The sequence below is a fragment of the Marinobacter sp. ST-43 genome, assembly GCF_030541085.1.
Taxonomy (GTDB): Bacteria; Pseudomonadota; Gammaproteobacteria; order Pseudomonadales; family Oleiphilaceae; genus Marinobacter; species Marinobacter nauticus.
In genome coordinates, this window is record NZ_JASSVO010000003.1 from 214,050 (window position 1) to 233,720 (window position 19,671).

Here is a 19,671-nt window from a genome sequence, read left to right on the forward strand (position 1 = left end):
CTTACTGGCCCAAGTAGCTCCGGTACATCCATACCGTTTTTTCCTGCTGAGAGATGTAGTCACTCATCAGTGCCACGGTACCTTCATCTTCTGCTTCACCGGCCAGGTTCAGCAGGCCACGCTGCTTGGCGATGAGCTTACCGAAACTCTCGACGATGTTACCCACCGCTTCTTTGCCATCAGATACGTCCTTGCGCTCCGGCACTTCGGACTTTTCAATGTAGGTGCTGTAGGCGTGTGCAGGACGATGGCCCAGGGTGAGAACCCGCTCGGCAATTTCATCAATCTTGAGCAGCAGGTCATCGTAGAGTTCTTCAAATTTGGCATGCAGCTCAAAGAAATTGTCACCCTTGATGTTCCAGTGATAGCCACGCACATTCATGTAGAAAATCTGGTAGTTGGAGAGCAGTTCGTTCAGTGCATCTGCCAGCTTCTGGGTTTTGTCTGTGTCGAGACCAATAAAATTCTTGCCCATGTTGAACCTCCTGATTCGTTTTGGGGTGTCATCTAACAGCTACTGTATGACAGCTCAGTGTCAGAACGAAAGTTTGGGTATTCAATATCGCTCATAGCAGAAACTTATACCACCAACCCTAAAATCATAGCTGAACCCTATCGAGAAAAATGTCACTTTCTATTTGGAAACAATTCTCGTTTGTCCTTAAATGGGGTTATAGGCATTCATCACGCGGAGTTGATTCCATGAGTACCCTGAAACTGTTTGTTCACAATCACAGCTCGAAGGGCGACCCGTCGTTTCTGAAAACGATCACCTTCGCGATTACCCACTTTACGGTGGCTTTTACCGTCGCGTTCCTGCTGACCGGGGACATTCTGATCGGCAGCCTGATCGCGATGGTCGAACCGGCCATTAACACCGTTGCTTACTTCTTCCATGAGAAGATATGGGCACGGCATCAGCGGAATACAACCGCCAATGCCATGAATCTAGCGCAAAACACGCTTTAATGACTTGCCCTCTGTCAAAGACGGAGGGTAAAGCTACACACCCGGCCCGCAATCCATGCAACCCTCCCCTGGCTCAGGGCCTATCCGGAGTTTCTTGCTCAGGTCTTTTATTGCGGTTCGCAGCCCCTCCTCAATCACCGGATGGTAGAACGGCATCTCCAGCATTTCGCTCACGGTCATTCGCTTTTGCACGCACCACGCCAGCAAGTGGGCAAGGTGCTCTGCAGCAGGCCCGAACATCTGGGCCCCCATGAACAGGCCGCTGCCGTGCTCGCCGTAGACCCGGAGCAGCCCCCGATTCTTGCCAATAACCTTGCTGCGACCCTGATCCTCAAACGACACCTCACCAACCGCAAAGCAGCCCTGGCAACGCTCATCCACCTGATGAATGTTCAGCCCCACCGAGGCAATCTGGGGCTCGGTGAACACCACCGCCATGGGAGTTTTTCTGCGGCCGGTTCGGACTTCCGGCCAGGCCCCTGCATTGTCGCCGGCAATCCGGCCTTCGTCTGCCGCCTCGTGCAGCAGGGGGCGGTCGTTGTTCACATCACCGGCAATGAAGATATGGCTGTCACCGCAGCGCAGGGTGAAGGGGTCAAACTCCGGCATGCCCCGTTCATCCAGTTCGATGCCGGCATTCTGGATATCCAGGTGATCAATGTTGGGTCTCCGCCCGGTGGCTGCCAACAGATAATCAAAGGTTTGCTGATGCTCCTTGCCGCCCTCGCTCCAGCTGATGCGAACCCCCTCCTCGATGCGTTCAACACGCCGGGTATCGGCTTTCGGGCTGATGGCAAACTCTTCACGGAAGGTGTCCAGCGCATACTCCCTCACCTTCTCATCCTGAATACCGCCAATGCCGCCGCTGACGCCAAACATGCGGACCTTTACGCCCAGCCGGCTCAATGCCTGACCTAATTCGACCCCAATCACTCCCGGGCCGAACACCGCCACCGAAGACGGCAGATCCCGCCAGTCGAACACGTCATCGTTGACCACCAGTCGGTCTTTCGCTTCTTTCAGAATGCCCGGGATGTTGGGGCGGGAGCCGGTGGCAATAACAATCCGGCCCGCGGTGACCTCGGTATGATCACCCACGACAAGACGATGACTGTCAACAAATCGGGCATGCCCCATCAACCGGTGTTCCTGCGGCAGCGATTCCATGGACCGCACCACCGGTGCCACAAAGCGATCGCGCTCTTCACGCACTCGCGCCATCACAGCCGGACCATCAATGCGCACATCGCCCGGAAGCACACCGAACGCTTCCGCCTGCCTCACCTGATGGGCCCTTTCCGCGGCGGCAATCAGCAACTTGCTGGGCATGCACCCTACCCGGGCACAGGTGGTGCCGTATTGATCACCCTCAATCAACACAATCCGGTCGGTGGCCCTGCGGGCGCGCTGATAGGCGACCATTCCCGCCGTACCCGCACCGATAACCGCTACATCCACTTCTCGCTTGTCCATCCTGCCTCCTGGAGACTGACTGAAATTTCAGGTGGTTTGGGCTATTAAACTTAAGGAGCCTTTCGGTAAAGTATAGAAAGCTTATTATCCGCTGACAGGGGAATCACAGAAAAAATCCCTGTGGTTACTGGCTGCAGGCGCAACAACCCAAGCACAATTGCAAACACGCGGGAGAATGAATGTGCAGAATTACTGGCTGGAGTTTCTGACCGTTGCCCTGGTGCACCTTTTGGCGGTGGCCAGCCCCGGGCCGGATTTTGCAGTCATGCTGCGCCAGGCACTGACCCAGGCCCGGCGCAATGCCCTGCTGACCGCCATGGGCATTGGCATCGGCATTCTGCTGCATGTGGGCTATTCGCTGCTGGGTATCGGGCTGATCATCCAGCAATCGGTAATGCTGTTTACCGTGCTGAAAGTGATTGGGGCCGTGTATCTGCTCTATATCGCCTGGCACTGCCTGCGGGCCAAACCCGGAGCCATTCACGTGCAAGCGAACGGCGGGCAGGCCCAGACTGGCTGGGCGGCGTTCCGGCTCGGTTTTTTAACCAACGCCCTCAATCCCAAGGCCACCCTGTTTTTCGTGTCCCTGTTCTCCGTCATCATCAATCCAGGCACGCCGGTTCTGCTGCAGGCCGGATACGGCATCTATATGGCCCTGGCCACCGGCCTGTGGTTTGCCATGGTAGCGGTGTTCTTTACCCACCCCCGTGTCCGCCGGGGGTTCAACCGGTTCGGACACTGGCTCGACCGGACCATGGGGGGCATTCTGGTATTGCTGGCCGGGCAACTGCTGCTGTCTACAGTGAGCGGATCAGAGTCTCCGTCTGTTCCCAGCCCAGGCATGGATCGGTAATCGAGCACCCGTAGACCAGCTCTTTGCCGTCGTCCTGGCGGCCGAATTCCAGGAAGCTTTCCAGCATCAGGCCCTTGATGTGCCGATTGCCGTTACGCTTCTGCGCCATCACTTCCCGGGCGATGTCCACCTGCCGCTCAGCCTGCTTGCAGGCGTTATCATGGCTGCAGTCCACCATCACCGCCGTTGATACGCCGGCTTTTTCCAGCTCTGCCACCGCTTTGGCAATGCTCAGTTCATCGTAGTTGGTCACACCCCGGCCACCGCGCAGAACCAGATGAGTATCCGGATTGCCGGCGGTGGAAATCATCACCGGTGCGCCGCTATGGGAGATCCCCATGTGGTGGTGCGGGTGCGAGGCCGACTTCATGGCGTGGCTGGCCACGGTAATGCCACCATCGGTGCCGTTCTTGAACCCGGTAGGCATGGGCAGGCCGCTGACCATTTCCCGGTGAATCTGGGATTCGGTGGTACGGGCGCCGATCGCGGTCCAGCTTACCAGGTCCCCCAGGTAATCCATCATGAACGGGCTCAGGGCTTCGGTGGCGAGCGGCAGGCCGAGCTCGGACAACGCCAGCAACAACTTGCGAGAACGCTCCAGGCCCTGTTTCAGATCGCCCTGACCGGTGCGTTCCGGATCGTACAGAAGGCCTTTCCAGCCCACCGTGGTACGGGGTTTCTCCAGGTAGGCGCGCATGACAATCAGGAAACGGTCACTGACTTCGTCTGACAGTACTTTCAGGCGGGTGGCGTAATCCAGGGCAGCCTGCTCGTCGTGAATGGAGCAGGGGCCCATCACGATCAGGGTGCGGTCGTCCTGACCGTGCAGCACGGCGCGGATCTGATCACGGTAACCGGCAATGGCCCGCACCTGTTGCTCATCGGCAGGAAACTGCTGGCGCAACTCGGCGGCGGTAGGCAGTCTCGCTTCCTGGCGGTGCTGGCAGGCGCTTGAGGCTTGCGCATCCAGTGTTTCAGATTTCAGCGGCATGTTCATGTCTGTGTTCCCGTTTCCCTGTGTCAGAATCAAAAAAGCCCCGGCTGGGCTACCAGTCGGGGCTTTTCGGAGTCCGGTGGCAGCCTGGGTTGCTTGCCGGGCTGCCTTCCTCGTTGTATTCGGTCGATGAAGATCTTATGGGCGGCCCGGGCTCTGGCTAAAATAAAAGCCATAACCAAACCACCAAAAATACACAGCAGAGCCTGCGGCCTTCAGTTTTTCACCGAAAGCTTTCAGAACATTCAATTGACAGGCTGCGTGTAAGGTCTTCATGCTTTTCACTATATACCTACGGTTTTAACGATGGCAACCCGCAAAACGGATTATTTAATGCGGGCATGGCCGTCATGGCTCTGGAGGCCTGCATGCGAAACACCGAGCACCGCTCCGTTCTCTGGCTGATACCTGCCCTGTTTCTTGCGATGTTAACGGCTTCCACCGTCGTTTGGGCACAATCAGAAGCCAGGGTCTATGAGCTGAACAACCGAACGGCCGACGACATTGCGCTACAGATTCGCGAACTTTACCAACAGTCGCCGGTTACGGTGACGGCACGCGGACAACAACTGGTGGTCCGTGGCGAACCCGCACTGCTGGACGAAATCGGAACACTGGTGCAATCGATGGATGTGCCGCCGGTACAGATGAGGATCAGCGTACGCTACCGTCAGGACATCGGCGGCAAACAATCCGGAGGCGGCGTCAGCCTCTCGAACGGCTCGGCCGGCGCCAGCGTCGAACGCCGCACCATCAGCACCAATTCAACCCGTGAACGTCAGTTGATCGTGCAGGATGGCCAGTCAGCCCACATTACCTCCGGCAATGTGCGAACCTTGCCATTTGCCGTTAAGGGTGGGCGCAACCCCGCCGCCATACTGCAGCAGGTCGAAACCCGAAGCGGCTTTGTCGTAAGCCCCCAGGCCATCTCGAGCCAGGCGGTAGAGCTGAGTATCGTGTCCTTTGAGGAAGACCCCGCCGCACTGCCCGGCTACGAAACCGAAGCCCTGATGACCATCCGGCGGGTCGAGCCGGGCCAATGGGTCAGCCTCGGAGGAACTCGCACCTCCATGAATCAGGAGCAGCAAGGCATCACCTACCGTGTGAACGGCAAGCGTGCAGAAAACCTGTCCATCGACGTCAAAGTGGAAATTCTGCCCTGATCAGGCCTGATTACGCTTGCCCAGCAAGACATCTCGGGCCTCATTGAGCTTGGCGGCCAGGTAATCGTTGCCGCCGCGGTCCGGGTGCACCTTCAACATCAGTTTGCGGTGGGCAGCGGTCACCTCCTCACGGGAGCAACCGGGGTTAACTCCCAGAATATCGCAGGCTTCCTGCGTGCTCATTGGCCCCCGGGTGGCAGCCCGATCGCCCCCGGCATTTGCATGGCGCGTCGAGTCATTACCGGATGAATCGCCCATGGCCTTGCGAAACATCGGCGCATAACGCAGTAGTGCCGGCACCTTTCTCAACAGGGGAATAAGAGCGGCAATACCGGCCGTGATCACATGCACCCGGCCCGTCAGCACCATGAACAGCAACAGCGCACCGCCAGCCACCAGAATGACTTTCCAGATTGCCGCCTTCTGCCCTTCCGGCGACAGCGCGCCCCATTTTTTCAGGATCACAAATACAGCGGCAGCCAGGGCCAGGCCGAGAATCAGTTGCATCGATGTTAGTCCTGTATTCCTGCTGTCGAAAAGCGGGAGTCCGAAATACGCCCGGATACTATAATCCACCCCGGACACACCAGCGTAACCTGTCCGCAGTATTTATACTGTTTGTTGAATGCAAACGGGTGACAAATAGAAACAGCTTTTGTAGCATCCTATTCGTTAAATTGAACTGATGCTCTATTACATTGTCCCCGTGCCCTGATTTGCAAGGACAGCTGTCAGCCTTCCCTTCCGGGCGACTTTATCAGATTCAGGAAATTCACTCCCAGGAACAGACTTATGCGCACTGCTTCCCGTTTCGTCATCGTTCTCCTTTTTCTCGGCGTCGTGCTGGGTGGAATCTTTGGTTACAAGTTCTACCAGTTCGGCCAGATGAAAGAAATGATGTCCCAGCCACAGCCGCCAGCCATCATTTCTGTGACCAAAGCAACTACCGAAAACTGGCAGCCGGCGATCAAGGCTGTCGGCAGCATCACTGCTATCAACGGCATCGAAGTGGCCAACGAAGTGCCCGGTGTGATTGAGAGCATTGGCTTTGAGTCCGGCGATACCGTCAACAAGGGCGATGTTCTGGTGCGCCTGGATGCCGCCATCGACGAAGCAGCGCTGCGCACACGGCGGGCAGAAGCCCAACTGGCAGAACAGGAATTCAAGCGGGTTTCGGATCTGCTGCCGAAGCGGGCCGTGTCTCAGTCCCAGTATGATGAGGCCAAGGCCAATTTCGATGCCGCCCGAGCCCGTGTCAACGAGGCCGAAGCTCAGCTCAACAAGAAGGTGATTCGCGCGCCCTTCGACGGCAAGCTGGGTATCCGCATGGTGGATCAGGGTCAGTACGTTGCCACCGGCACACCGATCGTCGAGATCAACATGCTGAACCCTATCTATGTGGACTACACCCTGTCCGAGAAATTTCTGCCGGACGTGGATCAGGGCTACCCGGTATCCGTGACGGTCGCTGCTGTGCCGGACCAGTCCTTCGAGGGTGAGGTGAGCGCTATCAACACCTCGGTAAACCCGGAAACCCGTACCGTGCGTATACGCGCCACCCTGGATAATGAAGAAAACCTGCTGCGCCCCGGCATGTTTGCCACCATTCAGACCGGTCAGCCCCGGGACAATGAAGTGGTTACCCTGCCGCGCACCGCCATTTCCTACAACACCTACGGCAATTTCGTGTATGTGGTTGAAGAAAACGACAACGGTGAACTGATTGTCAGCCGCCGCACCGTCACCACGGGCGAAGTCCGTGATGGCCGCTCAGCCGTGCTTTCCGGTCTGGAAGAAGGCGAAACGGTCGTCGCCAAGGGCCTGCTGAGGCTGCGCGCGGGCCAGCGTGTTGAAATCCAGGACGAGTCCGGCCAGGAGGCGTCTGAGTAATGAAATTCACCGACATTTTTGTCCACCGGCCGGTTCTCGCCACGGTGGTCAGCCTGCTGATCCTGTTGATCGGCGCGCGGGCCGCCATGGAGATGGAAATCCGGCAGTATCCGGAGCTGGAAAGCACCACGGTGACCGTCTCCACGGCTTACCCCGGCGCCAGTTCGGACCTGATCAAGGGCTTTATCACGACTCCGCTGCAGCAGGCCATTGCGGAAGCCAGCGGCATTGATTACCTGACGTCCACCAGTTCCCAGAGCGTATCGACCATTCAGGCCAAGATGATCCTGAACTACGACGCCAACGATGCCCTGGCAGAGATCCAGGCCAAGGTGGCCAGCCAGCGCAACGTGTTACCGGCGGAAGCCGAGGACCCGGTGATTACCTCTACAACCGGCGACAGCACGGCACTGATGTACATTGCCTTTTACAGCACCGAGCTGGATGTCCCCCAGATTACCGATTATCTGACCCGGGTGGTGCAGCCCAAGCTGCAGGCGCTGGCCGGCGTGGGCAAGGCTGAACTGCTGGGCCGGACGTTTGCCCTGCGTATCTGGCTGGACCCGGAGCGTCTCGCCGCCGTGGATATGACCCCGGTCGAGGTGGCTGCCAAATTGCGGGCCAACAACTATCAGGCCGCGGTGGGTAAGACCCGCGGCAAGTACACCGAGGTCAGCCTGACCAGCGACACCGACATCGCCGACCCGGACGCCTTCCGGAACCTGGTGGTTAAACAGTCAAACGGCACTCTGATCCGCCTGCAGGACATTGCCCGGGTGGAGCTGGGCTCCCAGACCTACGACAGCCTGGCGCTGTACAAAGGCCAACCAGCCACCTATGTGGCCATTGAGCTGGCACCAGGAGCCAACCCGCTGACGGTGGCTGAACTGGTCAAGGCAGAACTGCCGGATATCGAGAGTCAGTTACCCAGCGGCCTGAATGTGCGCCTGGCCTACGACGCTTCCGACTTTATCGACGATTCCATCAACGAGGTTATCCAGACCTTGCTGGAAGCCATGATCATCGTACTGGTGGTGGTTTTCCTGTGCCTGGGTTCGGTTCGAGCCTCAGTGGTGCCATCTGTAGCGGTTCCGCTGTCCCTGATCGGTGGCGCCTTTGTCATGCTGATGTTCGGCTTCTCCCTGAACCTGCTGACGCTCCTGTCTATGGTGCTGGCCATCGGCCTGGTGGTAGATGATGCCATCATCATGGTGGAAAACGTGCACCGGCATATTGAACAGGGCGAATCCCGGTTCGATGCTGCCATCAACGGTGCCCGGGAAATGGCGACCCCAATCATCGCCATGACCACCACCCTGGTTGCGGTTTATGCGCCCATCGGCTTTATGGGAGGTCTCGTAGGCTCACTGTTTACCGAGTTTGCCTTCACCCTGGCCGGCACCGTGGTCATTTCCGGTATTGTTGCACTGACCCTGTCACCCATGCTGTCTGCCAAGGTACTCAAACCCCACGGCGACCCGGGCCGCTTTGAAAAGGTTGTCGAAAAGAGCTTCAACGGTCTGGCAAACGGTTACAAGGCAGCGCTGGCGTCATTGATGCAAACCAAGTCCGTCGTGGTGTTCTTCGCCTTTGTGGTACTTGGATCCATCTACTTCATGTTGATGATGAGTCAGAACGAACTGGCCCCCACCGAAGACCAGGGCATCCTGTTCTATCAAGGCCTGGGGCCCGAGACCTCCACCCTGGACTACCTGTACGACCACGGTCAGGAAGTGCAGAACCGGATGTCTGAGGTGCCGGGTTACAGCGAAGACTTCATGATTCTGGGCATCACCAGCCCCAACGCCGTCTTCGGTGGCTTCAAGCTGGCGCCCTGGAGCGAGCGGGAGATTACCCAGTTCGAGGTTCAGCCCAAGCTGGATGCTGAACTGAAAAAGGTCACCGGGCTGCAGACCGCGGTATTCCCCCGGCCGTCCCTGCCCGGCTCCGGCGGCGGCCTGCCGTTCCAGTTTGTCATCACCACCGGCGGCAGCTATGAACAGCTGGACCAGGTGGCGGATGAAATCCTGGGCAAGGCCATGCAGAGCGGTAACTTCATGTTCCTGAAGAAGTCCATCAACTTCGACAAGCCGGTTACCCGCATTAATGTTGATCGTGATCGCGTGGCCGATCTGGGCCTGTCAATGCAGGATGTTGGGCAGTCCCTGGCCAGCATGCTCAGTGGCGGCTACATCAACCGCTTCAACATGGAAGGCCGTTCGTACCAAGTGATTCCGCAGGTGGATGATCAGTTCCGCCCGAGCAAGGAAGCCCTGCAGGACTACTACATCCGTGCCGGCAACGGCGAACTGGTGCCGCTGTCCAGCGTCGTGAGCTTTACCGAGGAAGTGGAGCCGTCGAACCGCACTCAGTTCAACCAGCAAAACTCGCTGACCCTGGAGGGCGTGGTGATGCCGGGCGTGGCGGCAGGCACCGCCATGGAGTTTATGGAGCAAACCGCCAGCGACGTCTTCCCTCAGGGTTTCAGCTACGACTACACCGGGGAAACCCGCCAATTGGCCACCCAGGGCAGCGCTCTGATGGTGACCTTCTTCCTGTCATTGCTGGTGATCTATCTAGTCCTGGCCGCGCAGTTTGAAAGCTGGCGCGACCCGATCATCATTCTGGTATCGGTTCCCATGTCGGTAGCCGGGGCCATGGCGTTCATCGTACTGGGCTTTGCCACCATGAACATCTACACACAGGTGGGGCTGATTACGCTGATCGGGGTGGTCTCCAAGAACGGTATCCTGATTGTGGAATTCGCCAATCAGTTGCAGAAAGAGAGGGGCTTGAACAAGGTCGATGCAGTCATCGAGGCGGCGGCTATCCGCTTGCGCCCGATTATCATGACCTCTCTGGCATTGATCTTCGCCATGGTGCCTCTGCTGATTGCCATCGGCCCGGGTGCGGAAAGCCGGTTCGCTATCGGCCTGACCATCAGTGCTGGCCTGGGCATTGGTACCTTGTTCACGGTGTTTGTACTGCCGGCATTCTACATTCTGCTGGCCCGTGACCACCATGGCTCGGCAGCCGATGAATACGGCAACGACGAAGAGTCGTCACAGGTGCCGGCGGGCAACCACTAACCCCGCACAGCAACACAAAAAAGCCCGGCATGGCATCATGTCGGGCTTTTTTGTCAGGAAGCAACGATCCTGTCCGGCGCTTCCAACGCTGCCTCTCCCGTCTGCAGATGGCGGCGCCACTGGACGGTCTCACTGGGCAACTCACCGAAGTGTTCGCGATACAGCGCAGCAAACCGCCCCAGATGTGAAAATCCCTCATCGGCGGCGTACCAGGAAATATGGGGCACATCACACTGGCAATCCACCAGCCTGCGCCGAACCCGGATCAACCGACAGCGCTGGTAGAAACGGTAGGGGGTCATGCCGGTTTCCCGCTTCATCAGATAATACAGATTGCGCTCGCTAACCCCGGAATGATTGGCCAGTTCCTGCAAATCAAACTCCCAGGCGGGCTCCATGCGGATTTTGTCGATAACCCGGAGAAGCCGGCGATCGAGCTCTGGGGGCGTTTCGCTGGGTTCACAACCACCCTCTCGGGCGATGTTGTCCAGTTCGTCAAACAGGCTATCGGCAGCAGCGCAGGCATCGTTGTGATCCTGGAAGAAGTTGGAGCGCAACAGAAAGTGATTCACCCGTTCCGCCATCCAGGCTAACACCCCCTGCCCTGGCCTGGCGCTGCCGCACCATTGTTCCGGGTTTAACAAAATCAGCCGGGACTGCCCGCAGGCGCGCACGGAAATTGCCTGGCTGGAGGTGATAGCGGCCATCGGGAAAGCCGGCTGCCTGCAATCGCTATTCACCAATACATCGCACTGCCCCGATACCGGCACCACCAGCAATGTCCCGGGCAGTCCGCACAGATGCACCTCGGCATCCTGGGCCAGATCCAGGGCACACACGACCCCACGGTCAACACTCAGGGAAGACAGCGAGCCAGCAACCGTTTGCGGCCGCTCAAGAGTGAGACCAACGTCATCGCAGGCCAGCAACTCACGGATAGCCGCCTGCCATTCGCTGGCTGCAGCGCGATTGAGTCGAAGGTAGGCATCCAGATCCGGTTTGGCAGTGAGATTGCGCATACAGCGTGAACAGGCAGTGAGTGAGCCTGATGTTTTAAGCCAGCAAGCCGCAAACCCCTAGCCAAATCTTGCAAAAAGGCGAGAAACGGGACGGAGTTTGCCGGTTAATTGATGTTCATCAATCCAGTTGCAGCTGATTCAGGGGGGATGGCCGGGCCATCAGATAGCCTTGGCCACGGTGACAGTTCAATTCCTGGAGCTTGCGCTTCTGAATCTCGGTCTCGATCCCCTCCGCTACCACCTCCAGTCTCAGCGCCTCCGCGATGGCCAGAATGGCGGATACAATCCGCGAATCCCTGCCATCTTGCCCCAGCCGCTGAACAAACTGCTGATCGATCTTGAGCACATTCACAGGTAGCGCATGCACGCCAACATCGGCAAACTGCATGGCCGCAAGCAGCGCACCATGGAGTGGGTTTCCAGTTCGGTAGCGAGTATCCGCAGCCAGCAAAGCGATATTGAGCGGATCACCCGGGCCTTTGAAGAACTGGCCCAGAGCGTCCGGGAACGCCAGGCCGAACATCTGCTGCACCTGGGCAATCAATCGGTTCAGAGTAGCGAAAGCGCCCGCCAGGAGTCCGAGCAACTGGGATCCAATGTTGACCAGGCGCAGTTGCTGACCAGTCATTTCCTGCAGATGCTGTGCGGCAAACTCCCCAACAAGGGCGCCCAGGCATCGACCCGGCGATTTCCCGAGCCGGCACAATAGGGTAGTCTGGCGGTTCGCCGGGGTGGAGCCTCCACCCCTGTCGCAATCACCAACAGGATTATCCGTGCCTTGACCCTAGCAACCCTCTTCTGGCTGTTTGTCGCCGGTTTCGCCATCTGGTACTGGTGGCGAGCCAAAGCCATCAAAGACTTTGTCTTGCAGGCTGCTCACCGGTACTGCAAATCCATGGACGTAATGCTGCTGGACGACGCCGTTTATCTTCGCGGACTCTGGTTCAAGCGCGATCAGAACGGAAAACTGCGAGTGTGGCGGCGTTTCCTGTTCGACTTCACCACCACCGGCGAAGAGCGTTACACCGGCCGTATCATCATGCTTGGCCAGAGCATCATCCACACCGAACTTGAACCGCACCGATTCTGACCGACTGTCACTGGAGCCGCCTCACCCAAATGGGCGATTACCGGCACCTGTGTTCGTCCGTGATACTCCCTGTTGCATGTCGACAACCAACAAAAACAACAGGAGTCATCTATGCGTTTTGCCATGCCCATCCGGCTTGTGGCCGGAATTCTCATGCTGGTGTTCTCGGTACTGAGCCACGCCAGCTACACCCAGACCCGTCATCCGATTGTGCTGGTACACGGTGTAACCGGCTTCAACACTCTTGGCGGTCTGATCAACTACTTCCACACCATTCCCTGGAACCTTGAACGCAGTGGCGCAAAGGTCTATACCGCCAGCGTGTCCTTCGTGAACAGCAGCGAACAGCGTGGCCAGCAACTGGCCAATTACGTCAACAGCCTGGGCCACAGCAAGGTCAATCTGATGGCGCACAGTCAGGGTGCCCCCACCTCCCGGGTGGCAGCGGCCCTGATTCCCCACAAGATCGCGTCGGTCACGTCGATTGACGGCGTGAACAAAGGCTCCAAAGTCGCTGACGTTATCCGGGGCATCATCCCTCCCGGCAGCTATGTTGAAGGGGGCGCCGACGCCATTGCCAACGCCCTGGGCGGGCTGATTAATGCCCTGTCCGGAGCCAGCAACCCCCAGGATGGTATTGCCGCCCTGGAAACCCTGACCACTCCGGGCACCACCAGCCTGAACAACGCCCTGGGTTGGAAAGGGGTTAATCGTAATGCCTGCGCGGGTACCAGCGAAGATGTCTGGATCAGCGGCCAGAAGATCAAGTTTTTCTCCTGGACCGGACGCGCCGTATGGACCAACGTGTTCGACATTACCGATCCGTTCCTGGGCGTGACCTCCCTGGCCTTTGGCAGCGAGCCCAATGATGGTCTGGTCGGCGTCTGCGCCACCATGATGGGCAATGTCATCGGCACCCACTACGACATGAACCACGTCGATGCCATCAACCATCTGCTGGGCGCCCGTTCTCTCTGGACCAACCCGGTCTCACTCTACCGCAGCCAGGCCAACCGTCTGAAAAACCGCGGTCTGTGAGGTCGTTATGAAGCACCAGTCCACCCGGAAACTGCGGTGGCTGCTTCCCGTTGCCCTGCTGGCCATTATGGCCAGCAGCGGCTTCTGGTACTGGCAGGCACCAGATTCAGAACCCAGGCCAGACCCGGCGGAGACCTTTGCCAGTGCACCTGCACTCACGCCACCGGCAGTCACCGAGACACCAGACTCCGTTCCGTCAACCGCGGAGCCGCCACACCGGACACCCACTGCACTTCCGGATCCGAGCTTCGCCCGCTCCCTTGCCGGCACAGATATCGACGGCGCCCTCAAGGCTGACAGCAACGGCCAGCTGATTCTGGACCTTGGTGTCCGGGACTTCTTCGATTACTTTCTGAGCGCCGTAGGCGAAGTCTCACCGGAGGCCGCCATCGGTCAGATCCGTTCATTGGCCCGCAACTATTTGCCGGAACCCGCCGCCAGCGATGCCCTGGTTCTGCTCGACCAGTACCTGGCTTACAAGCAGGCTGCGTTACAGCTGATGCAGACGGAACTGGACCCGAGCCGGCAGCATGACCCAGGCTATCAACTGACGGCCCTCGGCGACGCCCTGGGCAACCTGAAACAACTGCGCCGTTCAACCTTCAGCCCGGACGCACACCAGGCGTTTTTCGGCGAGGAAGAGGCCTACAGCGAATACACCCTGGCGGCCATGAGCATTCAGCAAAGAGAAGACCTGTCTGATCAGGGCAAACAGGCACTGATTGAATGGCACCGAAAACAGCTGCCGGAGTCGCTTCGGGCAACCGAGCAACGGCTGCACAGCGAAACCCGCGAGCATCAGGCCCGACTGTCTGCCCTGGAGAGCACCGAATCACCGGAAGCGGCCGGCCAGAAACTGCTGGAGCTGGGCATGGACCCGGAAAGTGCCGAGGGTGTCGTCAGCTACCTCAAACAGCGTGAAAGTTTTGACCAGCAGTTTTCCGAGTTCGAGCAGGCCTTCGATGCCGAAGATCTGGAAGGCCTGGCCGGAGCAGACCGCCAGAAACACAAAGATGCCCTGCTGGAGCAATACTTCCCCGATGAACAGAGCCGAACCTGGGCCCGACTCAGAATGCTGAACCAAAGCTGACCACTCTGTGCTCTGGCTCCCGAAATCCTGAGCCAGAGCGTTCTAGAATCGGAGCTTGTGTTCCGTGGATATCCCGACCATGACGGCCGAACAAATCCAACAGCAACAGGCCAGAGGATTCCTGACCCTGCGTTTTGTGCCGGCACTGGAAGCCGACTACCGCAAAGCGCGTTCTGCGTTAATCCGCCAACGGGCGAGACTGGCGTCCATCGCTGGTCTGCTGCTCTTTCTGGTGTACGCCCTGGTGGACCTGATGACCCTGCCAGCCGAACTGGCCCGTCTCACGGCCGGAATCAGACTGTCCATTACCTGCCCGGTCATCGCCGTGATTCTCTGGCTAGCCCACCGGGAAACCCCCGACGACCACCACTTCGAGCGGCTGTATGTGTTTGCCTATATCGCCGGAGGCCTGAGCGTCATTGCCATTATCCTGGCCGCCCGCTGGCACAGCTACCCTCTGCCTTATGAGGGCATGATACTCATGCTGATGTTCGGGTACTTTGCCATGGGACTGCCGTTTTTTTCCGCCTCGGTAGCGTCCTTTGTTCTGGTGTGGGCCTACCTGCTGGCCGAGCTCTGGGCCGGCAACCCCGCCACAGCCACCCTCACCAATCTGTTTTTTCTGATGACGGCGAATGTCATCGGTATGGTGGGCGCCTGGATCAGCGAGTACCGTCACCGGGCCCACTTTCTCGACCGCCAGTTACTGGATCTGTTACACCAGTCCGCCAGGGACGAAAGCCGTCGGAAAACCGAGCTGATTACCGCGGCCAGCCACGATCTTCGCCAGCCCCTGAATGTCATCGACCTGACTCTGGAAACACTGCAACCTGAGCGCGAACACCCTGAGGTTCTGAATCAGCTTCGGGATACCGTAGGCCAGCTCCGCAATCTGCTGGGCACGGTGTTCGACAGCGCCCGACTGAATGAGGGAATGATTCAGCCCGAGATACAGCCTGTGCGGCTGAACCATACGTTGCAGGAACTTCAGGATCTGCTGTCGGATACCCTTTCCAGGCGCGGAATCAGCCTCGACATTGTCCCTGCAGAGCCTGGGTTGGCCCTGTCCGCCGATCCCAGCCTGCTGTTGAGAGTGTTGCAGAATCTGGTCGTCAATGCCGCCGACCACAGTGGTGGCCGGCGCATTCAGATCCGCACGGTCACCACCGGGAACTGGGCCCGCATCCGGGTGTGCGATGATGGGTGCGGGCTGCCGGAAAGCCTGCACACACAGGTCTTCGACCCCTACATTCGTGCCGGTGCCGGCCACCAGGCGGGGCTCGGGCTGGGTCTGACCATCGTGCGCGAGTTCTCCCGGCTCATGGGCGGGCAATGTGGAACCGAATCGTCTTCGGGCCAGGGCGCCATATTCTGGGTGGCACTGCCGGTTGCCGTTACAACCAGCCCAGGGCCCGGGCCCGATTCACGCATTCGGTCCGATTGTGTACCCCCAGGTGGGTGAAGATCGCTTTCAGGTGAGTTTTGACCGTGTGTTCGGTCAGGCCCAGGCTCTGGCAGATGCGTTTGTTGGGAAACCCCTGGGCGAGAAGCGTCAGCACTTCGAGCTGACGCGGCGTTAACGGGGCTTCCGAAACCAGGGGCGCCATGCCCCCGGGGAAATAGCCCTGTCCCCGTCGTACCGATTGCATCATACGAACCAACGCCGCACGCCCGGCCGATTTGGCCAGGAATCCAGCCGCCCCGGCCGTTCGCACGGCCCGGACGGTGCTTTCGTCCTCACTGCTGGAAATGATCACTACCGGCGGAGTGTTTTTCAATCCGGCCAGGCGCGGCAGCAAGGACAGGCCGGCTTCGCCGTTAAGCGCCAGATCCAGCAATACCAGATCGACCCCGGCGCCATGCACCAGATGCTCGGCCGCGGCCTCCAGTGTGCCAACTGTGACCACCGAGAGCGCCAGTTCCTCCTGCCGGATCAGGCCCGCCAGCGCCTGAGCAAACAGGGCGTGGTCATCGACCAGCAAAACCTTCTCAAAGGCTGTGGTTCGATGATGTTCTGCCGAAGATGAGCCTTGCCGGAGCGATGTCAAATGCATGATAGTGCCCCGCTGTGTTTGTTTTTGTTACTGCGGACACCCCACTATAAGCCAGCAAGCCCGGCGCCTCAGCGGCCTGCTTAACACTTTCTTACAAAAGTATTGAACCTTTCGCGCCATCTGATCTTGCCTGAAACATAAATGTCATATTTCTGAAGCATCCTTCCGGCATCACAACCATCTGATCTGAAAAGGTTTTCAACACGATGCCTGATTTCACAAGGAAGACCGCCGGCCACTGGCTGGCACTGCTTGCAAGCGCCAGTCTCTGTGCCAGCGCCAACGCCCATGAGCTGGAAATTCACGGCTCCAACACCGTCGGCGCCACACTGGCACCCATGCTGGTAAGCGGCTATCTGGCACAGCAGGGTCATGGGTCGGTCAGTCGCCGGGCCACGGGCACCGAGAACGAGCAGATTCTGCTGACCGAGACCGAACAGGGTCCCATCAGTGTTCTGGTGGCCGCCCACGGCTCCAGCACCGGCTTCCGCACCCTGGCCAGCGGTCAGGCGCAGATCTGGGCATCCTCCCGACCGGTCAAAGCCGCTGAGGCGGAACAGGTTCGCCAGAAGGCCGACCTGACGGCCCTTGAAAGTGAACATGTCATCGCTATTGATGGCCTTGCCGTACTGGTGCACCCCAACAACCCTGTCAATGCCATGAGTATCGATACGCTCGGGCGCATTTTCGCTGGCCAGATTCGTAACTGGTCAGAACTTGGCGGACCGGAGCGGCCAATACGGCTCTACGCCCGGGATGATCGTTCCGGCACCTGGGATACCTTCAAATCCCTGGTTCTGGGTAAAAGCTACCGCCTGGACGAATCCGCCAAACGCTACGAATCCAACGATCAGCTGTCCGATGACGTGTCCCGGGATCCCGGCGGTATCGGCTTCTCCGGTCTGGCCTCGGTTCGCAACAGCAAACTGCTGGCGATTTCCGAGGGCAATGCCCCGGCCCTGAAACCGAATCAGCTCACGGTTGCCAGCGAAGACTATCCGTTGTCCCGCCGACTGTTCATGTACACCATGGGGGAGAAAACGCCGGTCTTTGCCAAAGGCTTGATCAACTACGCCCTGGATGAGGACGGCCAGAACCTGGTGGCCGAATCCGGATTTATTTCCCAGAATCCGATCGCGGTAAAACCGGAATTCGACACCTCCGTACCAGAGAGCTTCCGGCGACTGACCAGCAATTACCAGCGCCTGACCGTCAATTTCCGCTTTGCCGAAGGCCGCACCAAGCTCGACAACAAGGCCCAGCGGGATCTGCTACGGGTGAAGCATTACCTGCAACAGCACAATCGCGAATCCGATGATCTGCTGCTCATCGGATTCGCTGATGCCCAGAGCCACGAGCTTCGGGCCCAGATGATTTCCGAGCTGAGAGCACTGTCGGTGCGCAAGGCACTGGGCCAGGCAGGTGTGGCGAACGTCGCCTACACAGGTTATGGCCACTATATGCCCGTTGGCGGCAAGGGAAACCAGCGCAATGGCCGGGTAGAAGTCTGGATCAAGAACCCCTGACCAGCCGGGGATTCGACCAAAGTCTGCCTGCAGACTTCGGCAATCCCCTATCCGCACCCCCGTCACAGATATGTTTGGGTTTCCTATACTGCCGTTGTCACCCTCCAACCAACAGACCGGGACAATGGACATCAAAAACGACCACCGTTACGCGATTAACCTGAACGTACGGGGCATCCAGCCCTCCGCAACCCTGCGCATCAACGAGCTCAGTAACCAGCTCCGTTCCGAAGGCAAGGACATCATCAAACTGGGGCTGGGGCAGTCGCCGTTCCCGGTACCGGATCGCGTGGTCGACGCCCTCAAGGAGCACGCCCACGAAAAAGATTATCTGCCGGTCAAAGGTCTGAAGGGCCTGCGTGAAGCCATCGCCGGCTACATCAACCGCAGCGAGCGCATGCGCTGTACCTGGGAAGACGTGCTGATCGGCCCGGGCTCCAAAGAGCTGCTGTTCATGCTGCAGCTGGCCTACTACGGCGACCTGCTGATACCGCGCCCGAGCTGGGTGTCTTATGCGCCCCAGGCCCGCATCATCGGCCGTTCGGTACACTGGCTGCCGACCCACGCCGAGAACAATTGGCAGCTGACCGCCGAGGAACTGGACATCATCTGCCGGGACGACCCGTCACGCCCGCGTATCCTGATTCTCAACTACCCGTCCAACCCGACCGGATGCACCTACACCGACGATCAGCTGCTGGCCATCGCCAACGTGGCCCGCAAGTACAAGCTGATCCTGCTCTCAGACGAGATCTACGGAGAAGTGCACTTTGAGGGCAAGCACAAGTCCATTGCCCGCTACTACCCGGAAGGCACCATCATCAGCACCGGCCTGTCCAAGTGGGCCGGCGCCGGCGGCTGGCGCCTGGGTACCTTTATCTTCCCGCCCGAGCTGAGGCCACTGCAGGACGCCATGGCGATCATCGCCAGCGAAACCTACACGGCGACCAGCGCCCCCATCCAGCACGCTGCCATTGCTGCTTTCAATGGTGGTGAGGATATTGAGGAATATCTGGTTCAGTCGCGCCGGGTGCTGAAAGTGGTGGGTGAATACATGCATCGCCGTCTGACCGACATGGGCGCTGTGGTTCAGAAGCCCGAAGGTGCGTTCTACCTGTTCCCGGACTTCTCCGGTTTCCGCGACCAATTGGCCCGCAAGGACATCAAGACTTCCCAGGCCTTCTGCACCGCCCTGCTGGAGAATACCGGCGTCGCCATCCTACCCTCCAGTGATTTCGGCTTCGTGCCGGATCACCTGGGCGCCCGCCTGGCGTTTGTAGATTTCGACGGTGCCGCGGCCCTGAACCTGGCCGGTGGCGATTACGCCGACCAGGAGCTGGATGACAGCTATATCCAGCAGGCCTGCCCAAGACTGGTGCTGGCCATGGATAAAATGGAGAAGTGGCTGAACAGCCTGTAAGCC

The 19,671-nt window shown here is 58.9% G+C and carries 19 protein-coding genes; 12 read left to right on the forward strand and 7 right to left on the reverse strand.

Annotated elements, in window-relative coordinates:
• Position 1: 1 nt before the first annotated feature.
• Positions 2–475 carry a Dps family protein gene (locus QPL98_RS07000; protein ID WP_014422762.1) on the reverse strand — a complete coding sequence of 158 codons (474 nt, stop codon included), beginning with the start codon at positions 473–475 and terminating at the stop codon, positions 2–4.
• Positions 476–702: 227 nt separating this feature from the next.
• On the opposite strand from QPL98_RS07000, the gene QPL98_RS07005 reads away from it, so the two are divergent.
• Positions 703–969 (forward strand): DUF2061 domain-containing protein, encoded by a 267-nt coding sequence (locus QPL98_RS07005; protein WP_153740192.1) that lies wholly within the window; start codon positions 703–705, stop codon positions 967–969.
• A gap of 33 nt (positions 970–1,002) precedes the next feature.
• Here the strand turns inward: QPL98_RS07005 and QPL98_RS07010 are convergent, their stop codons facing one another.
• On the reverse strand, positions 1,003–2,442 hold the full coding sequence (locus QPL98_RS07010) for a dihydrolipoyl dehydrogenase (RefSeq protein ID WP_153740193.1): 1,440 nt from the start codon (positions 2,440–2,442) through the stop codon (positions 1,003–1,005).
• A 181-nt stretch (positions 2,443–2,623) separates the two neighbouring features.
• On the opposite strand from QPL98_RS07010, the gene QPL98_RS07015 reads away from it, so the two are divergent.
• A complete protein-coding gene (locus tag QPL98_RS07015; protein ID WP_011786900.1) occupies positions 2,624–3,295 on the forward strand; it encodes a LysE family translocator in 672 nt (223 codons plus the stop codon).
• On the opposite strand, the gene QPL98_RS07020 is transcribed toward QPL98_RS07015, so the two are convergent.
• On the reverse strand, positions 3,240–4,292 hold the full coding sequence (locus QPL98_RS07020) for a 3-deoxy-7-phosphoheptulonate synthase (RefSeq protein ID WP_199453997.1): 1,053 nt from the start codon (positions 4,290–4,292) through the stop codon (positions 3,240–3,242). The genes QPL98_RS07015 and QPL98_RS07020 overlap by 56 nt on opposite strands.
• A gap of 365 nt (positions 4,293–4,657) precedes the next feature.
• Here QPL98_RS07020 and QPL98_RS07025 point away from each other — a divergent pair, with 365 nt between their 5' ends.
• Positions 4,658–5,452 (forward strand): secretin N-terminal domain-containing protein, encoded by a 795-nt coding sequence (locus QPL98_RS07025; protein ID WP_199453995.1) that lies wholly within the window; start codon positions 4,658–4,660, stop codon positions 5,450–5,452.
• Here the strand turns inward: QPL98_RS07025 and QPL98_RS07030 are convergent, their stop codons facing one another.
• Positions 5,453–5,959, reverse strand: a complete 507-nt coding sequence (locus tag QPL98_RS07030) for a DnaJ domain-containing protein (protein WP_183577329.1) — start codon at positions 5,957–5,959, stop codon at positions 5,453–5,455.
• Between the two features lie 285 nt (positions 5,960–6,244).
• Here QPL98_RS07030 and QPL98_RS07035 point away from each other — a divergent pair, with 285 nt between their 5' ends.
• Complete coding sequence (locus tag QPL98_RS07035) at positions 6,245–7,342, forward strand: efflux RND transporter periplasmic adaptor subunit (protein WP_022993128.1); 1,098 nt, start codon at positions 6,245–6,247, stop codon at positions 7,340–7,342.
• Entirely contained in the window at positions 7,342–10,431 is a 3,090-nt protein-coding gene (locus QPL98_RS07040) for an efflux RND transporter permease subunit (RefSeq protein ID WP_303292961.1), read from the forward strand. Before QPL98_RS07035 ends, QPL98_RS07040 begins: the two co-directional genes overlap by 1 nt.
• A gap of 53 nt (positions 10,432–10,484) precedes the next feature.
• Here the strand turns inward: QPL98_RS07040 and QPL98_RS07045 are convergent, their stop codons facing one another.
• Both QPL98_RS07045 and QPL98_RS07050 read right to left on the reverse strand, forming a co-directional pair.
• Positions 10,485–11,450, reverse strand: a complete 966-nt coding sequence (locus QPL98_RS07045) for a helix-turn-helix domain-containing protein (RefSeq protein WP_303292962.1) — start codon at positions 11,448–11,450, stop codon at positions 10,485–10,487.
• A 118-nt stretch (positions 11,451–11,568) separates the two neighbouring features.
• Complete coding sequence (locus tag QPL98_RS07050; RefSeq protein ID WP_303292963.1) at positions 11,569–11,817, reverse strand: EAL domain-containing protein; 249 nt, start codon at positions 11,815–11,817, stop codon at positions 11,569–11,571.
• On the opposite strand from QPL98_RS07050, the gene QPL98_RS07055 reads away from it, so the two are divergent.
• The 5 genes from QPL98_RS07055 (at position 11,812) to QPL98_RS07075 (ending at position 16,130) form a co-directional block, all read left to right on the forward strand.
• Positions 11,812–12,159, forward strand: coding sequence for a hypothetical protein (locus QPL98_RS07055; protein ID WP_303292964.1), 348 nt, complete (start codon positions 11,812–11,814; stop codon positions 12,157–12,159). The two genes, QPL98_RS07050 and QPL98_RS07055, sit on opposite strands and share 6 nt — an antisense overlap.
• 69 nt (positions 12,160–12,228) lie before the next feature.
• Positions 12,229–12,540 carry a DUF3301 domain-containing protein gene (locus tag QPL98_RS07060; RefSeq protein WP_023009553.1) on the forward strand — a complete coding sequence of 104 codons (312 nt, stop codon included), beginning with the start codon at positions 12,229–12,231 and terminating at the stop codon, positions 12,538–12,540.
• Positions 12,541–12,651: 111 nt separating this feature from the next.
• A complete protein-coding gene (locus QPL98_RS07065; protein ID WP_222179560.1) occupies positions 12,652–13,578 on the forward strand; it encodes a triacylglycerol lipase in 927 nt (308 codons plus the stop codon).
• Positions 13,579–13,585: 7 nt separating this feature from the next.
• Positions 13,586–14,668, forward strand: a complete 1,083-nt coding sequence (locus tag QPL98_RS07070; RefSeq protein ID WP_303292965.1) for a lipase secretion chaperone — start codon at positions 13,586–13,588, stop codon at positions 14,666–14,668.
• A 79-nt stretch (positions 14,669–14,747) separates the two neighbouring features.
• Positions 14,748–16,130, forward strand: coding sequence for a sensor histidine kinase KdpD (locus tag QPL98_RS07075; RefSeq protein ID WP_303292966.1), 1,383 nt, complete (start codon positions 14,748–14,750; stop codon positions 16,128–16,130).
• Here the strand turns inward: QPL98_RS07075 and QPL98_RS07080 are convergent.
• A complete protein-coding gene (locus QPL98_RS07080; RefSeq protein ID WP_303292967.1) occupies positions 16,063–16,722 on the reverse strand; it encodes a response regulator transcription factor in 660 nt (219 codons plus the stop codon). The two genes, QPL98_RS07075 and QPL98_RS07080, sit on opposite strands and share 68 nt — an antisense overlap.
• Before the next feature lie 206 nt (positions 16,723–16,928).
• Between QPL98_RS07080 and QPL98_RS07085 the strand changes: the two genes are divergently transcribed.
• Both QPL98_RS07085 and QPL98_RS07090 read left to right on the forward strand, forming a co-directional pair.
• On the forward strand, positions 16,929–18,248 hold the full coding sequence (locus QPL98_RS07085; protein ID WP_303292968.1) for a substrate-binding domain-containing protein: 1,320 nt from the start codon (positions 16,929–16,931) through the stop codon (positions 18,246–18,248).
• Between the two features lie 124 nt (positions 18,249–18,372).
• On the forward strand, positions 18,373–19,668 hold the full coding sequence (locus QPL98_RS07090) for a pyridoxal phosphate-dependent aminotransferase (RefSeq protein ID WP_022993136.1): 1,296 nt from the start codon (positions 18,373–18,375) through the stop codon (positions 19,666–19,668).
• The last annotated feature ends 3 nt before the right edge of the window (positions 19,669–19,671 follow it).

Bases quoted from the DNA above. Each gene is read 5' to 3' on its own strand.
- QPL98_RS07000 (WP_014422762.1), bottom strand. From the start codon at position 475: ATGGGCAAGAATTTTATTGGTCTCGACACAGACAAAACCCAGAAGCTG.
- QPL98_RS07005 (WP_153740192.1), top strand. From the start codon at position 703: ATGAGTACCCTGAAACTGTTTGTTCACAATCACAGCTCGAAGGGCGAC.
- QPL98_RS07010 (WP_153740193.1), bottom strand. From the start codon at position 2,442: ATGGACAAGCGAGAAGTGGATGTAGCGGTTATCGGTGCGGGTACGGCG.
- QPL98_RS07020 (WP_199453997.1), bottom strand. From the start codon at position 4,292: ATGAACATGCCGCTGAAATCTGAAACACTGGATGCGCAAGCCTCAAGC.
- QPL98_RS07025 (WP_199453995.1), top strand. From the start codon at position 4,658: ATGCGAAACACCGAGCACCGCTCCGTTCTCTGGCTGATACCTGCCCTG.
- QPL98_RS07030 (WP_183577329.1), bottom strand. From the start codon at position 5,959: ATGCAACTGATTCTCGGCCTGGCCCTGGCTGCCGCTGTATTTGTGATC.
- QPL98_RS07035 (WP_022993128.1), top strand. From the start codon at position 6,245: ATGCGCACTGCTTCCCGTTTCGTCATCGTTCTCCTTTTTCTCGGCGTC.
- QPL98_RS07040 (WP_303292961.1), top strand. From the start codon at position 7,342: ATGAAATTCACCGACATTTTTGTCCACCGGCCGGTTCTCGCCACGGTG.
- QPL98_RS07045 (WP_303292962.1), bottom strand. From the start codon at position 11,450: ATGCGCAATCTCACTGCCAAACCGGATCTGGATGCCTACCTTCGACTC.
- QPL98_RS07055 (WP_303292964.1), top strand. From the start codon at position 11,812: ATGCACGCCAACATCGGCAAACTGCATGGCCGCAAGCAGCGCACCATG.
- QPL98_RS07065 (WP_222179560.1), top strand. From the start codon at position 12,652: ATGCGTTTTGCCATGCCCATCCGGCTTGTGGCCGGAATTCTCATGCTG.
- QPL98_RS07070 (WP_303292965.1), top strand. From the start codon at position 13,586: ATGAAGCACCAGTCCACCCGGAAACTGCGGTGGCTGCTTCCCGTTGCC.
- QPL98_RS07075 (WP_303292966.1), top strand. From the start codon at position 14,748: ATGACGGCCGAACAAATCCAACAGCAACAGGCCAGAGGATTCCTGACC.
- QPL98_RS07080 (WP_303292967.1), bottom strand. From the start codon at position 16,722: ATGCATTTGACATCGCTCCGGCAAGGCTCATCTTCGGCAGAACATCAT.
- QPL98_RS07085 (WP_303292968.1), top strand. From the start codon at position 16,929: ATGCCTGATTTCACAAGGAAGACCGCCGGCCACTGGCTGGCACTGCTT.
- QPL98_RS07090 (WP_022993136.1), top strand. From the start codon at position 18,373: ATGGACATCAAAAACGACCACCGTTACGCGATTAACCTGAACGTACGG.